The following is a 13,583-nucleotide window of genomic DNA, read 5'->3' as shown; positions in this document are numbered from 1 at the left end:
TCCTAACGAAGATTAGAGGTTGGATACCGCCGAAACAGCGGTGTGATCGATATCGAGTTGTTGGGGGGTCGGAATCTGGGTCCCAGGCAGGGATGCCGCGGCTGAACCATAGGCCACCGCCTGGCGCAGGGAGTCCGCGTAGGATGCCCCAGTACGCCGTGCCAGAATGTAGCCGGACAGCGACGAATCGCCAGCGCCCACGGTGGACTTCACGGTAGTCGGCGGCGGGGTAGCCACCCACGCTTCGTCCGCCGTCACCAGAACGGCACCGGCGCCGCCGAGGGTGACGAGGACCTCGGGGATGCCGCGCTTGACGACGACACGGGCGGCCTCGACCACACCGCTGTAGTCGCCACCTTCGGCAGCCTTTTCCAGCGCCTGGCCGTCGACTCCTGCCAGCTGCCCCAACTCGAGCCCGTTCGGCTTGATGAGGTCAGGGGCGGCGGTGCTGAGGCCCTCGCCGAGGGCCACCATCGGAGCGTCGGAGGTATCGACGGCGATGTGCAGTTCTGGGTTCGCCGCGCGAGCAGCGGCTACGAGCTGGGTGTACCACTCGGTGGGCACACCCTTGGGCAGGGAACCCGCCATGACGAGCCACTCGGCCTTCGGCGCGTGTGCGGCCACTGCGTCTAGCACAGCGCGCTGGGTATCCGTGCTGAGCACGGGGCCAGGGCCGTTGAGCTTGGTGGTCCGGCCATCCGGCTCTGTCAACGTGGTGTTGATGCGGATGGTTCCGTCCATGGGGATCGCCTCCACTGGGATGGAATCCACGGCGGTAAGGGAGAGGAAGTGATCATCTTCACGGGCTGGCACGAGCGCCAGCGTATCGACGCCGGCAAGGGCTACCGCGTGGGTTACATTGACGCCCTTGCCTCCGGCAACCTGGGAGACCGACTCGGCGCGGTGAACGGCACCGAGCTCGATTTCCTCGTGCAGAGAGATCGTGGCGTCAATACTGGGATTCGGGGTTAAGGTGAGGATCATACTGGTGAATCGTCCCTTTCCGGTGTGCGTATAGTGGTGGCAAACTCGCCCGGCGGGAGCCGGCGCGGTCGAACTAGACATACATCAGCTCGAGGGTTCGTCGGTGTTGATTGTTGCCCGATTGTGTCCGATTGTCAATCGAATCACTGTGGTTTTCGTTGCATTTTCGGAAAATTTGTGATGATCTTGTAAAGAGAAAAAATTCGTCTCCGTAAGGAACTGTGTCATGGAAAACGTGTCCCAATCCACCGTTAAAGGAACTGGCGTTGTAGCCGGCGTTGCGTACGCCGAAGCCGTGTGGGTACGGCCTCGCCCGGAGCTGCCCTCCGCCGGAAAGACCATCGCCGAGGATAAGCGCGATGCCGAGTACGACCGCTTCTTGGAAGCGGTGGACATCGTCGCAGCGCGTTTGGAACAGCGTGCCGCTGGAGCCGATGGCCAGGCCGCAGAAGTGCTGGGGGCGACCGCCGGCATGGTGAAGGATCGTGGCTGGCACAAGGCTGTCCGCAAGGGCATCCGTGGCGGCAAGAACGCCGAGTATGCCGTCGTCGGCGCTACTGACAAGTTTGTCACCATGTTTGAGGCCGCCGGCGGCGTCATGGCAGAGCGCACCACGGACCTGAAAGACGTGCGTGACCGTGTCATCGCGCAGTTGCGTGGCGAGCAGGAGCCTGGCCTGCCCATGGTCTCTGGTGAGGCCGTTCTCTTCGCGGACGACCTGGCACCGGCTGATACCGCCACCCTGGACACCGCGCACATTAAGGCGCTGGTTACTGAGATAGGTGGTCCGACCAGCCACACCGCCATCATCGCCCGTCAGCTCGACATTCCGTGCATCGTGGCCGTGGGTGCTGACCTACGCTCCATTGAGGCCGGCACGCAGGTCTTCGTCGATGGTTCCATGGGCACCGTCTCCCTCGGCGCTGACCGCGCGGAGTCCCTGAAGGCAGTGGAGGAGTACCGCGAGAAGGCTGCCCGCGTGGCGCAGTGGCGCGGCCCCGCCCACACCAAGGACGGTCACCGCGTGCAACTGCTGGCCAATGTGGCCGACGGCAACGCCGCCCGCATCGCTTCGGACTCCCAGGCCGAAGGTATCGGCCTGTACCGCACAGAACTGTCCTTCCTTTCCGCTAGCGAGGAGCCGACTGTTGACGAGCAGGCGCGCATCTACAGCAAGGTGTTCAACGCCTTCCCGGAGTCCAAGGTCGTCGTCCGTACCCTGGACGCTGGCTCGGACAAGCCGATTTCTTATGCCACCCTGGATTCTGAGGAGAACCCGGCCCTCGGTGTCCGCGGCCTGCGCGTGGCCCGCGACAACGAGGCGCTGCTGACCCGTCAGCTCGACGCTATTGCTCAGGCAGCAGCTGAGCGCGACGAGAAGGCGACCACCTGGGTTATGGCTCCGATGGTTGCTACCGCCGTCGAGGCTAAGTGGTTCGCGGGTCTGTGCCGCGAGCGTGGCTTGACCGCCGGTGCAATGATTGAGGTTCCGGCTGCTGCGCTGATGGCGGATACCATCATGCCGCACCTGGACTTCGTGTCCATCGGTACCAACGACCTGACCCAGTACACCATGGCGGCTGACCGCCTGTCCCCGCAGCTAGCATACCTTACCGACCCGTGGCAGCCGGCCGTACTGCGCCTCATCCAGCACACCTGCATGGTGGGCCGTGACAACGACGTCATGGTCGGCGTGTGTGGCGAGGCTGCGGCCGATCCGATGCTGGCTTGCGTGCTCACCGGCCTGGGCGTGAACTCGCTGTCGGCTGCGTCGACCGCCGTCGCCGGCGTCGGTGCCCAGCTGGCCGATCTCACCCTGGAGCAGTGCCAGAAGATGGCAGACGCTGCCATCAATGCTGAGGGTCCGTCCGATGCCCGGACCGCGGTCATCGCCCTGCTGGAAGAATTCCAGGCCTAGGACTCCAACGAATAGCGCCGCTGAGCGAGCTCACTTGCTGCAGCGGCGCTTGGCTGCACAGGCGCTAGATAGAACAAGAGCGACCGCCGGATTACCTTCCGGAGCGGTCGCTGTTGTGGTTTTCGGGGAAACTACTTATCCCCGGCGAGGACGACCTCGACGTCATTGGCGCGCAGTGCGTCGAGGAAGGAAGTCGGGGCGGCGGCGTCAGTAATAACCACATCAATGTCCGCCAGGGACGCGAAGCTGACGAGGTAGTCGTTGCCCAGCTTGGAGGAGTCACACAGCACGACGACCTTGTGGGCGTTGGTGACAAAGGCGGCCTTGATAGCGGCCTCTTGTGAGTCTGCCGTGGACAAGCCATGGTCGATGGTGAGTGCGTTGGTGCCGATGAATGCGACGTCGGCGCGCATCAGCGCCATGGTGCGCAACGCAGTATCGCCAACGACCGCCTGAGTAATGGCACGCACTGTGCCGCCGAGCAGCTGCACGTCAGACACACCGTTGCTGGCAAGCGACAGTGCGATGGGGAGGCTGTTGGACACGATGTTGAACTGTCCGGCAGAGAAACGCTGTCCGATGAGATCTGCCAGTGCGTTGGTCGTGGTGCCGGCGTCGAGGAAGATGCTGCCGTCTTCGGGAAGCTGATCAAGGGCTGCTCGGGCGATGGCCATCTTGGCGCCGGTAGCCGAACGCTGGCGGGTGTCAAGAGTGAACTCGGCAGTCTGGAAAGACTGGGAGGCGACGGCGCCACCATGGACGCGGTGAACTACGCCTTCGCGGTCCAGTACCGCAAGATCGCGGCGGATGGTTTCTGCAGTGACATCGAAGCGCTCAGAGAGCTCGGTGACGTTGACACGGCCTTCGACGGCGGTCAGTGACGCGATCTGGCGACGGCGTTCTTCTGCGTACATTGTTTCTCCCTTGGGGGACTCCATTGTTCATCGCTAAGCCAGGGAAACATGGGGGATGAATTGATGGCTTAATGAAAATGTGCAACGGGTGTTGCTGTGATGTCCCCATTCTTTCATTGAGTGCGGGTAAAACGGAACAAAACAAAGAGATTCACACATCAAGAACGTTAAGGATTGGTGGAAAACAGCCATTGGCCTGCCCGTTTGGGAATGTGTGATTTAGGACGCTAATCGGGCGCAAATCGGGCATCTACACGCGCAAGGGGGTAAACAAACACAAAAGTCCCGCCCCGTCCTTCCGTTCTGAATGGGAGGAAGGCGGTTGGGGCGGGAAAGCGGTGGGCGACAAAAAAGGGGAGAAGGTGTTAGAGCTTGCGGAACACGGAGACAACCTTGCCCATAATCTCTGCCTCGTCGCCCTTGATCGGAGCGTATGCGTCATTGTGGGGGAGCAGCCAGACGCCGGAGGAATCTCGGTGGAACTCCTTCACCGTTGCTTCATCGTCCAGCAGGGCGGCAACGAACTCACCTTCCTCCGCAACCGACTGGGAGCGGATAATGACCCAGTCACCGTTGAGGATGCCAGCATCCTGCATGGAGTCCCCTACGACCTGCAGCATGTAGAGCTCACCGCTGCCCACGACCTCATCCGGCATGGGGAAGTAGGCATCGACGTTCTCCTCTGCAGTGATAGGGGAGCCGGCGGCAATGCGGCCCACCACTGGGATGTAGGTCGGGCGAGCGGCGTCCTCGGGTACGTCCGAAGACGTGGGCTCAGGGGAGTCCTGGGCTGCGGAGGTTTTGCGGCCGGGCTTCTTTGCGTCTTCCGAGTTGGGGAAGTGGCGGACATCCACGGCGCGCGGCTTGTTCGGGTCGCGGCGCAAGAAGCCCTTCTCCTCCAACTGCTTGAGCTGATATGCCACCGACGACGTCGATTGCAGCCCAGTTGCATCACCGATCTCACGGATGCTGGGTGGGTAGCCGCGCAGCATCACGGCGTCATGGATGACCTCCAGAATTCGGCGCTGGCGGGCAGAGAGGGAATCAAGAGTGGGCTGTTCGGTCTTCTTGGGTTTGCGGGACATTATGGGCTCCTCAAGGTGGGGTAAAGCTTGCGTTCACAGTGGCGTTAAGTGGGCTTCTTAAAAAGATTATGAAGTGCGCGGCACTGTCTTCCTTTGTAGCACGGAAAGAAAAAATGTTCGAGAAATGGCGCGCAGATGTGGACAAATATTCGAGAGGGTGTTATAAATCGAACATACGAACAGGATCGAACGGTTTAGCGAGTGGAATGTTCGAGTGTGTCAACCGCGTTGCATACACTGCAGGCAACGTCATCCGCTAGATGAAAAGAACGCAAAGGAATAATCATGGCAATCGTACTGAATACCAGCTCACGCAACCGCATCCCGAATGAAGCCTCTGCTAGCCCGCGACCCGCAGTTGTGCCTCCGGCGGCGGTGTGGGATCCGGCGGGAGAGCGTGGTCGGGGTGCCGGCCGAGCGTTCGGACCTCGCAATGTTCGAACGTTGAGTCCCCTCGATAGAACACAGAGCCGCCTCTGTGAATCGCGCTCGCGCGGTGGTGGACATCCAAAAGGCGTGGTGGATTCCACTGTTAAGGGATCGAACGTAGGTAACTATGTTCTGGGTGCGGTCTTCGGGGCCGCGGTATTCGTTGGCACTGTCTGGGGCGGTTTGAGCATCGACACTGAGTCGCCGGCGGCACCATCCCCGGCCGTGCACTCGAGCTCCGATATCGAGGCGGCATCCATCGCCCACTAACCTGTCGGAGAACGCGGTAGCGGTGTGCCTTTCAGTTCGGGGCGGCGGTAGGCTAACGGTCGGGGATGGAAAGCCTCCGCTTGGTTTCCAGGAGGCCTGAGTGAAAGGACGCCGCGTAACGTGTATTGCCCGTTTTGCCACAATGAACAGTCCCGAGTCATCGACTCGCGCGTGGTAGACAGCGGAACCTCTATCCGCCGGCGCCGCGAATGCGCGTCATGTAAGGGTCGATTTACCACCGTGGAGAAGGCTGTTCTTCTCGTCGTCAAGCGCAACGGCTTGGCGGAGCCTTTTAGCCGGGACAAGCTCATTCGCGGCGTGCAGCGCGCTTGTCAGGGGCGCGACGTGAGCGACGATTCGCTGAAGAAGCTGGCGCAGCAAGTAGAGGAAACCGTTCGCAGCCACGGCTCTTCCCAGGTCAATGCCAACGATATCGGCCTTGCCATTCTGGAGCCGCTGCGCGACTTGGACGAGGTGGCCTACCTGCGCTTTGCCTCGGTGTACAAGTCCTTTGAGAGCGCTGACGATTTCGAATCAGAAATCCGCCTCATGCGCCGCCGGGACCGCGATAGCTTCTAGCTGCGATTAGCGCAGCTTGTCTGCGGCCTTTTGAATGCGGCGCACCGACACTGCGTGCGCGGTACCGAGGCGCTGAGCAAAGAGCGAAACGCGTAGCTCCTCAATCATCCAGTAGATGTCCTTGACGTCGCGGGACTTTTCGCGGCCAGCAGGCAGGGAGCGGAGGCGGTTGGCCAGGTATGCCTTCGCCTCATCCACATCAGCCTGGCGGTCGGCATCGCGGTCCGGATCGAGGTTCATGTCCTCCAAACGGATTCGCGCGGCCTGAATGTACCGCGGCAGGTGGCGCAGGTGCTGCATTCCGTGCACCGTAATGGCGTGTGGCGGCAGTAGGAAGTCTAGCTGCTTGCGGATGTCATCAATCGCCGGTCCCTCCCAGTGCTTGAGCTCTGCGGAAAGATTGGAATATTCCGCTAAGCCGGGAGCAATAGCGACGACGGCTTGGCGCACTCGCCCGGGTACTTCCGGCTTGACCTGATTCAGTAGGGCCTTAAAGTCCGCCGGGGTGCGGACGGGTCCGCCCTTTTCCATCATGATGTCCCGTACGGCGGCCACGCGGGCGTCGTTGACCAAACCTTCCGCCCCGCCGTGCGGGTATGCATCAACGGCGACGCGCTGCTGCAAGGGCAGACCCTTGACCATCTGTTGGGTGCCGACGGTGATCTCGCGCAGGAGCAGCGTCAGCGTCGTGGTGATCATGGAGGCATCCGCTGCCGCCTTGGTGGGGTGCACCTTGAGCGCCACACCATTCTTCGTGGCGACCAGCGCCGGGTAGGCGGTGACCTCGTGGCCGTCGACGATGGTGGTGACCTCCTCGTCGATGGTGCCCAAGGTATCGTCGGACCACTCCTTGACTGCCTTCGACTCCGCGGCGCGGCCCACACGGGAGACCGACGAAGAAATGTGTCCAGCCTGGCGTTGCACCAGCGCTTGGAGGTTCCGGTCAGAGTCGATAACCTTGCCGCGCTTGTCCACAGCGGCATAGTTCATACGCAGGTGCGGGGCAAGCTGATCCGGGCGGAAGTCGTTGGCGTCAATGCCCTGGCCGCCCATTTCACGCAGCACTGCCGCGAGCTGCTCTGTCAGCGTGCCTTCGTACGGCAACAGCTTCGGCAACGCGCGCTCGGCGAACTCGGGAGCTGGGACCACGGTGCGGCGCAGCGCCTTGGGGAGGGAACGAATGAGTTCGGTGACGAGCTCTAGGCGCAGGCCCGGGACGAGCCAGTCAAAGCCCTCGGTGTCGAGCCCCGCCAGCAGGGGGACCGGGACCATGAGGGTGACGCCGTCCAGGGGATCGCCTGGCCCGAACTTGTAGCTCAGGTCGTAGTCAACGGTGCCCTTGAGCCAACGGTCGGGGAAGGCCTCCTCGGTGACGTCGTGGTCGTCGTCGAGCAACTTGGTCGGATCGAAGTCCAAGGCGTGCTTGTTCTTCTGCTTCTTCCACCACGAGTCGAAGTGCTTGGCGGTGGTGACCTTTTCCGGGATGCGCTGGTCGTAGAAGTCGAACAACGTGTCCTCATCCACGACTAGGCCGCGGCGGCGGGCCTTCTCTTCGTACTCGGAGGCGTCGGCAAGCTTGCGCTTGTTGTCGTGGAAGAAGTGGTGGTGGGTGTTCCAGTCACCGTCGACAAGCGCGTGGCGGATGAACATGTCGCGCGCTGCTGCTGGATCCACGCGGTGATATGGCACGGTGCGGTCCGCCACGACGGTGACCCCGTAGAGCGTGGAGCGCTGGGTGACGACAGCGGAGCCGCGCTTTCGGGACCACGTGGGATCCGAATAGTTGTGCTTGAGCAGGTTCTTTGCCAGCTTCTCGACCCAGGCCGGGTCGATGGCGGCTACGTCGCGTGCCCAGAGCCGCGAGGTTTCCACGAGCTCGGCGGCCATGAGGAACTCCGGTGGCTTCTTCGCCAGAGCCGAGCCGGGGAAGACAAGGAACCGGGTATTTCGGGCACCAATGAACTCCTTGGAGTTGCCGTCGCGTGCGCCGATATTGGACAGCAGGCCGGCCAGCAGGGACATGTGGATATCGTCGGGGCGGCGCTCGGTGGTCTCCTGGGTCTTCCAGCCGAGCTGCTTGGCCACGTCGCGCAGCTGACGCACTAGGTCGAACCACTCACGGATGCGCATGTAGTGGAGGAAGTCGGCCTTCATGCGCTTGCGGAAGGCATTGCCGCTCATCTCTTCGCGGGCTTCTTGGACGAAGTCCCACAGGTTGAGCATGGCCAAGAAATCGGAGGACTTGTCCTTGAAGCGCGCATGGGCCTGGTCGGCCTGCTCTTTCTTCTCCATGGGGCGCTCGCGCACGTCCTGGATGGTCATTGCAGCGACGATCACCATGACATCGCTCAAGCACCCGGAGGTGTGGGCCTCCACCAGCATGCGCGCCATGCGCGGATCCACGGGGATGCGCGCGAGGTCGCGGCCGACGCGGGTGAGCACGGGCAGGCCGTTCTTCTCCTTGCCCTCGAGGGCGCCGAGCTCATGGAGGAGCAGCAGGCCGTCGCGCACCGCTTTCGGCTCCGGCGGCTGGACGAAGGGGAATTCCGAGATATCTCCCAGGCGCAGCGAAATCATCTGGAGGATGACGCTGGCCAGGTTGGTGCGCAGGATTTCCGGATCCGTGAACTCGGGGCGGGAGAGAAAGTCTTGCTCGCTGTAGAGGCGGATGGCAATGCCATCGGCCACACGGCCGCAGCGGCCCGAGCGCTGGTTGGCGCTGGCCTGGGAAATCGGTTCGATGGGCAGGCGTTGAACCTTGGTGCGGGTGGAATAACGGGAGATGCGGGCGGTGCCTGTGTCCACGACGTAGCGAATGCCCGGCACCGTCAGGGAGGTTTCGGCGATGTTGGTGGAGAGCACGATGCGGCGCCCGCGGTGCGCGCTAAAGACGCGGTGCTGTTCCTGGTTGGACAGGCGGCCAAAGAGCGGGGTGACCTCCACGCCGCGCCAATGCCGGCCTTCGATGGCCTCCATGGCGTCGCGGATATCGCGCTCGCCGGGGAAGAAGCACAGGATGTCGCCCTCGCCTTCAGCCATGAGCTCTTCGATGGCCCCGCACAAGGCGTCGAGCGGATCGATGTCGACGAGTTTGCCGCCAACCTCCTCTTCCAGCGGGCGGTAGCGGATCTCCACCGGGTAGGTGCGCCCGGAGACCTCAATAATCGGTGCCGGTTCGCCGTCGGCGTCAGCGAAGTGCTGGGCAAAGCGTTCGGGATCGATGGTGGCGGAGGTGATGATCACCTTGAGATCGGGGCGCTTGGGCAGCAGGCGCTTGAGGTAGCCCAGCAGAAAGTCGATGTTGAGGGAACGCTCGTGCGCCTCATCGATGATGATGGTGTCGTAGGCATTGAGGAAGCGGTCGCGCTGCATCTCCGCGAGCAAAATTCCGTCCGTCATCAGCTTGACCGCGGTGGTGCGGGAGACCTTGTCGTCGAAGCGGATGGCATAGCCCACCGAGTCACCGATGGACTGATCCAATTCGTCCGCGATGCGCTCGGCCACCGTGCGCGCTGCGAGACGACGCGGCTGGGTGTGGCCGATGAGTCCGCGGCGCCCGCGACCAAGTTCGAGGCAGATCTTGGGGATCTGGGTGGTCTTGCCGGAACCGGTTTCGCCGGCAATGATGACCACCTGGTTGTTCTCAATGGCCTCAGCGATGTCATCGCGGCGTCCCGTGACAGGGAGCTGCTCCGGGTAGGTGATGCCCGGGACGGCGGCGTCGATGGCGGACACGCGCTCGGTAGCAGCGGCGATGTCCTGGCCAATGGCGGACAGGGCTTGAGGAGAGCGGGCCTTGCGGAGGCGGCGGCGGAATGCGCGCTCATCGCTCAGGGAAACCTGGGAGAGTGCGTCTAGAAGTTCTTCGCGAGTGGCAGTCATAATCGCCCTGAAAGTCTACTCGTTCGGTGAGACTTATGACTATGTTGGTAGGCTCGTGGTGACTGTGTGACTAAAGAGTAAAGGACACAATCGATGACTAACCCTTTTGATCCAAAATCTGACAACAACTCCAACGGTGGGTTTGGCTCCGGAAACGGCGGCGACCTGCCGCGGTATGAGACCACTAGCCACCCGGAGGACCAGGAAGGCTTCGGCACGAGCGCGAACCCGGCCTTTGGTGCACATTCCTCCAGCGCGGGCGACCAGTACGCCGGTTACGGTGCCGCGAACTCCGGACAGCCGGGCTACGCGGGCGCCGGCTACGGCACGGATTCCAGCTACGCCGGACCTGGTCCGGGCGCGGGTCCGGCGTACACCGGCCCGGTCAGCGCTATGGAGGCCATCAAGTGGGGCTTCAAGGCAGCTCTAGGAAACGCCGTTGTGTGGCTCGTCGGCGCTGTGGTGTACTTCCTCGTCATGTTTGTTCCCCAATTCGCCGTGGGCTTCGCGGTATCAGACAATGAAGAAGCTATGGGTGTGGCGTCCCAAGGCATGTCGTGGCTGATGGGAATCCTGTCGCTCTTTGTCTGGATCGTGGTCTACCGCCTTGCCTACCGCGAGATTGACAAGCCCAGCCCTTCCTGGGGCGACCTGTTCCAGGGCGTGCGATGGGTACCACCGCTGGTGGTCAACATCGTCTTGAGTGTCCTGGGAACCATTGTTTTTGTCGCTGTGGTTGTGGGCCTCGTGGTAGTAGGTGTTGGCGGCGGCAGCAACATCAACTGGGAGAACCCGAGTGATGCCGAGATGGGCAAGATCATGGGCATTATCGGGGCGATCTTCGGCATCCTGGTGCTGGTGCTCTTGGCGTGGCTGTTCATCCAGCCCTTCTTCACGCTGATGCCATGGCTGGCGGCGGATACGTCTTCCATCGGTGAGTCCTTCTCCAAGGGCCTGTCTTTGGGCAAGGAGAACTATGGCCACATCCTGCTGTTCCTAGTCCTGCAGGGTCTGCTTTACATGGCGTCTATGCTCACGCTGGGCTTGGCGCTTATCATCATCGGGCCCGCAATGGCGCTGGCAACCGCGCACCTGTGCCGCCAGTGCCAGGGCCGCTTCGCCCCGGCTGCTTAGTAGGGCAGTAGGAGAGTAGAGCTCAGCGCACACAGCACACAGCGCCGCCTCCTTGGAATAGTCCAGGGAAGCGGCGCTTCGTTCTTTTGCGGGAGGGTTTAGGAGCCGCAGGCGGCGCGGGAGCGCTCCAGCGCGGTGTTGAACGCGCCGGTGACTAAGCGCCCGAAGGCGAGGAATTCTTCCGCACGGGAGGCCGAGGAGCGATAGGTAAGCCCCACTTGGCGCTCGGCGCTTACGTCTTCCGAGAAGCGGGCTACGGAGAGTGAGGGGCTGGTGCACTCTGTGGCTAAAGCGGATTCGGGGGCCAGGGTGGTGCCGAGTCCGCCCATGACTAGCTGCAAGATCGTCGTCAGGGAGGAAGCGCGCGTGACGGCATTGGTGGCCTCGGAGGGATTGATCTTGGCGCGGCGGCACAGGTCGAGGGCCTGATCGCGCAAACAGTGGCCGTCGTCAAGCAGCAGCAGATCCAAGTCTTCCAGCTGGCTGAGCGTGAGATCCGTGCGCCCGGCCAAGGGGTGCTCCGAATTGGTGACCACGGTGAACTTTTCGGTGTAGAGAGGCACCTCGACCATCCCGGAAGCCTCGGTGGGCAGGGCGGTGATGGCGATGTCAATGGCCCCTTCGCGCAGCTTGTCCAGTAGGTGGTGGGTCTGTTCCTCGACGAAGCGCGGCTCCAGCTCGGGATAGTTCTGGGTGATGGACTGGAGGAGCTCGGGCAGGACGTAGGGCGCGATGGTGGGGATGATGCCGATGGTCAGTGGCCCGGTGAGGGTGCCGTGGGCGCCGCGTGCGTGGGCGAGGAAGGCGTCGGCAGCCTCTAGCGTGGCCTTAGCGTAGGGGAGAAGCTCCTCGCCGAGGGAGGTGACGATGACCTTGCGGGTGGAGCGCTCGATGAGCTGGATGCCCAGGCCCTGTTCCAAGGCGACGAGCGCCTGGGACAGGGAGGGCTGGGAGATCTCGAGCTTGGAGGCGGCCGTGCCGAAGTGCTTGTTCTCTGCGATGGTGACGAAGGTGCGCAGCTGGGCCAGCGTCGGGCGATACTCCTTATTGTGCATGCCTATAACTCTAACACTGATAAATAAGCTGAAACGTTGACGTGTGAAGCTCTCGTTGGCATACTTGGCAGGTGCGTGGTCACGGCCCAGTAAGAGGGTGGTAACGAGGCCCGCGATAGAGATTTGCATCACAATTTACTAAGGAGATGACGCAGTTAATGTCTATTCTGACCGTCGGTGAAAAGTTCCCGGAGTTCGAGCTGACCGCGCTGAAGGGCGGCGACCTGCACGACGTTAACGCTAACCAGCCGGAGGACTACTTCGAGCAGGTGTCCCTGGACAAGTACCGCGGCATGTGGAAGGTCGTGTTCTTCTACCCGAAGGACTTCACCTTCGTCTGCCCGACGGAGATCGCGGCATTCGGCAAGCTGGATGAGGAGTTCCAGGACCGCGACACCCAGATCCTGGGCGGCTCCACCGATAACGAGTACGCACATTTCAACTGGCGCGCTACCCACCCGGATCTCAAGGACGTTCCGTTCCCGATGTTCTCCGATGTCCGCCACGATCTGATCCGCGCCCTCGGCGTGGAGAACGCGGACGGCGTGGCTGACCGCGCCACCTTCATCATCGACCCGGACGGTGTTATCCAGTTCGTGTCCGTCACCCCGGATGCCGTGGGCCGCAACGTGGACGAGGTCCTGCGCGTGCTCGACGCTCTGCAGTCTGAAGAGGTCTGCGCCTGCAACTGGGAGGCCAACGACCCGACGAAGAACATCAACAAGCTCGACGTCGTCCAGTCCGCGCTCTAAGCACTCTCTAGACGTTCCTACTGAAGACATTCCTGCTGAAAGGAGATTCCTTCATGTCTATTGATAACCTGAAGTCCGCACTGCCGGCCTACGCGAAGGACCAGAAGCTCAACCTGGGCACCCTGACGCGTTCTACGGAGCTCAACGAGGAGCAGCTGTGGGGCAGCTTCGTGGCTGCGGCTGCCGCCACCCGCAACGACTCCGTGCTCAAGGAGATCCTGGAAGAGGCCAGCGAGCACCTGTCTGAGGAGGCAGTTGATGCCGCCCTGGGTGCCGCCACCGTCATGGCCATGAACAACGTGGCCTACCGCGCCAAGGGCTGGCTGGGTGATGACTTCGCCCAGGTCAAGTTCGGCCTGCGCATGAACATCATCTCCAAGCCGGGCGTGGACAAGGCCACCTTCGAGCTGTGGAACACCGTGGTCTCTGCCGTCAACGGCTGCGAGCACTGCCTGACCGCTCACTCCAAGACCCTCCTGGAGGAGGGCCTGACCAAGGAGCAGATCTGGGAGAGCATCAAGGTGGCCGGCGTGGTCCAGGCCGTGGCGCAGGCCCTGCAGGCAGAAGCCGCCCGCTAAAAG

11 protein-coding genes are annotated in these 13,583 nt (G+C 62.4%); 6 read left to right on the top strand and 5 right to left on the bottom strand.

Features of this window, described 5'->3' with window-relative positions; all coding sequences use genetic code 11:
• Positions 1–12: 12 nt before the first annotated feature.
• On the bottom strand, positions 13–984 hold the full coding sequence (locus ACLI1P_RS07835) for a 1-phosphofructokinase family hexose kinase (protein WP_411708493.1): 972 nt from the start codon (positions 982–984) through the stop codon (positions 13–15).
• Between the two features lie 226 nt (positions 985–1,210).
• Between ACLI1P_RS07835 and ptsP the strand changes: the two genes are divergently transcribed.
• Positions 1,211–2,902, top strand: coding sequence for a phosphoenolpyruvate--protein phosphotransferase (gene ptsP, locus ACLI1P_RS07830; RefSeq protein WP_411708492.1), 1,692 nt, complete (start codon positions 1,211–1,213; stop codon positions 2,900–2,902).
• A gap of 131 nt (positions 2,903–3,033) precedes the next feature.
• On the opposite strand, the gene ACLI1P_RS07825 is transcribed toward ptsP, so the two are convergent.
• Entirely contained in the window at positions 3,034–3,816 is a 783-nt protein-coding gene (locus ACLI1P_RS07825; protein WP_296130923.1) for a DeoR/GlpR family DNA-binding transcription regulator, read from the bottom strand.
• Positions 3,817–4,181: 365 nt separating this feature from the next.
• The gene (lexA, locus tag ACLI1P_RS07820; protein ID WP_411708491.1) at positions 4,182–4,901 is read right to left on the bottom strand and encodes a transcriptional repressor LexA; all 720 of its coding nucleotides are present in this window, start codon (positions 4,899–4,901) and stop codon (positions 4,182–4,184) included.
• 519 nt (positions 4,902–5,420) lie between these two features.
• Here lexA and ACLI1P_RS07815 point away from each other — a divergent pair.
• Positions 5,421–5,600 (top strand): hypothetical protein, encoded by a 180-nt coding sequence (locus ACLI1P_RS07815; RefSeq protein WP_296130928.1) that lies wholly within the window; start codon positions 5,421–5,423, stop codon positions 5,598–5,600.
• Positions 5,601–5,720: 120 nt separating this feature from the next.
• Positions 5,721–6,179: a transcriptional regulator NrdR gene (gene nrdR / locus ACLI1P_RS07810; protein ID WP_296130930.1), complete on the top strand. Its 459-nt coding sequence runs from the start codon at positions 5,721–5,723 to the stop codon at positions 6,177–6,179.
• A 6-nt stretch (positions 6,180–6,185) separates the two neighbouring features.
• Here the strand turns inward: nrdR and hrpA are convergent, their stop codons facing one another.
• The gene (hrpA, locus tag ACLI1P_RS07805; protein WP_411708490.1) at positions 6,186–10,061 is read right to left on the bottom strand and encodes an ATP-dependent RNA helicase HrpA; all 3,876 of its coding nucleotides are present in this window, start codon (positions 10,059–10,061) and stop codon (positions 6,186–6,188) included.
• A gap of 93 nt (positions 10,062–10,154) precedes the next feature.
• Between hrpA and ACLI1P_RS07800 the strand changes: the two genes are divergently transcribed.
• Positions 10,155–11,195, top strand: coding sequence for a hypothetical protein (locus ACLI1P_RS07800; RefSeq protein ID WP_411708489.1), 1,041 nt, complete (start codon positions 10,155–10,157; stop codon positions 11,193–11,195).
• 98 nt (positions 11,196–11,293) lie between these two features.
• Here the strand turns inward: ACLI1P_RS07800 and ACLI1P_RS07795 are convergent, their stop codons facing one another.
• Positions 11,294–12,250 (bottom strand): hydrogen peroxide-inducible genes activator, encoded by a 957-nt coding sequence (locus tag ACLI1P_RS07795; RefSeq protein WP_408930601.1) that lies wholly within the window; start codon positions 12,248–12,250, stop codon positions 11,294–11,296.
• A 158-nt stretch (positions 12,251–12,408) separates the two neighbouring features.
• Between ACLI1P_RS07795 and ACLI1P_RS07790 the strand changes: the two genes are divergently transcribed.
• Both ACLI1P_RS07790 and ACLI1P_RS07785 read left to right on the top strand, forming a co-directional pair.
• Entirely contained in the window at positions 12,409–13,002 is a 594-nt protein-coding gene (locus ACLI1P_RS07790; RefSeq protein ID WP_296130942.1) for a peroxiredoxin, read from the top strand.
• 53 nt (positions 13,003–13,055) lie between these two features.
• On the top strand, positions 13,056–13,580 hold the full coding sequence (locus ACLI1P_RS07785; RefSeq protein WP_296130945.1) for a carboxymuconolactone decarboxylase family protein: 525 nt from the start codon (positions 13,056–13,058) through the stop codon (positions 13,578–13,580).
• Positions 13,581–13,583 lie beyond the last annotated feature (3 nt).

This window comes from Corynebacterium tardum (genome assembly GCF_046717785.1).
GTDB lineage: Bacteria > Actinomycetota > Actinomycetes > Mycobacteriales > Mycobacteriaceae > Corynebacterium.
This window is presented reverse-complemented; position numbering and strand designations above follow the sequence as displayed.

Excerpts from the sequence above, each read along its gene's own strand:
- ACLI1P_RS07785 (WP_296130945.1), top strand. The coding sequence starts at position 13,056 with ATGTCTATTGATAACCTGAAGTCCGCACTGCCGGCCTACGCGAAGGAC.
- ACLI1P_RS07835 (WP_411708493.1), bottom strand. The coding sequence starts at position 984 with ATGATCCTCACCTTAACCCCGAATCCCAGTATTGACGCCACGATCTCT.
- ACLI1P_RS07825 (WP_296130923.1), bottom strand. The coding sequence starts at position 3,816 with ATGTACGCAGAAGAACGCCGTCGCCAGATCGCGTCACTGACCGCCGTC.
- lexA (WP_411708491.1), bottom strand. The coding sequence starts at position 4,901 with ATGTCCCGCAAACCCAAGAAGACCGAACAGCCCACTCTTGATTCCCTC.
- ACLI1P_RS07800 (WP_411708489.1), top strand. The coding sequence starts at position 10,155 with ATGACTAACCCTTTTGATCCAAAATCTGACAACAACTCCAACGGTGGG.
- hrpA (WP_411708490.1), bottom strand. The coding sequence starts at position 10,061 with ATGACTGCCACTCGCGAAGAACTTCTAGACGCACTCTCCCAGGTTTCC.
- ACLI1P_RS07795 (WP_408930601.1), bottom strand. The coding sequence starts at position 12,250 with ATGCACAATAAGGAGTATCGCCCGACGCTGGCCCAGCTGCGCACCTTC.
- ptsP (WP_411708492.1), top strand. The coding sequence starts at position 1,211 with ATGGAAAACGTGTCCCAATCCACCGTTAAAGGAACTGGCGTTGTAGCC.
- ACLI1P_RS07790 (WP_296130942.1), top strand. The coding sequence starts at position 12,409 with ATGTCTATTCTGACCGTCGGTGAAAAGTTCCCGGAGTTCGAGCTGACC.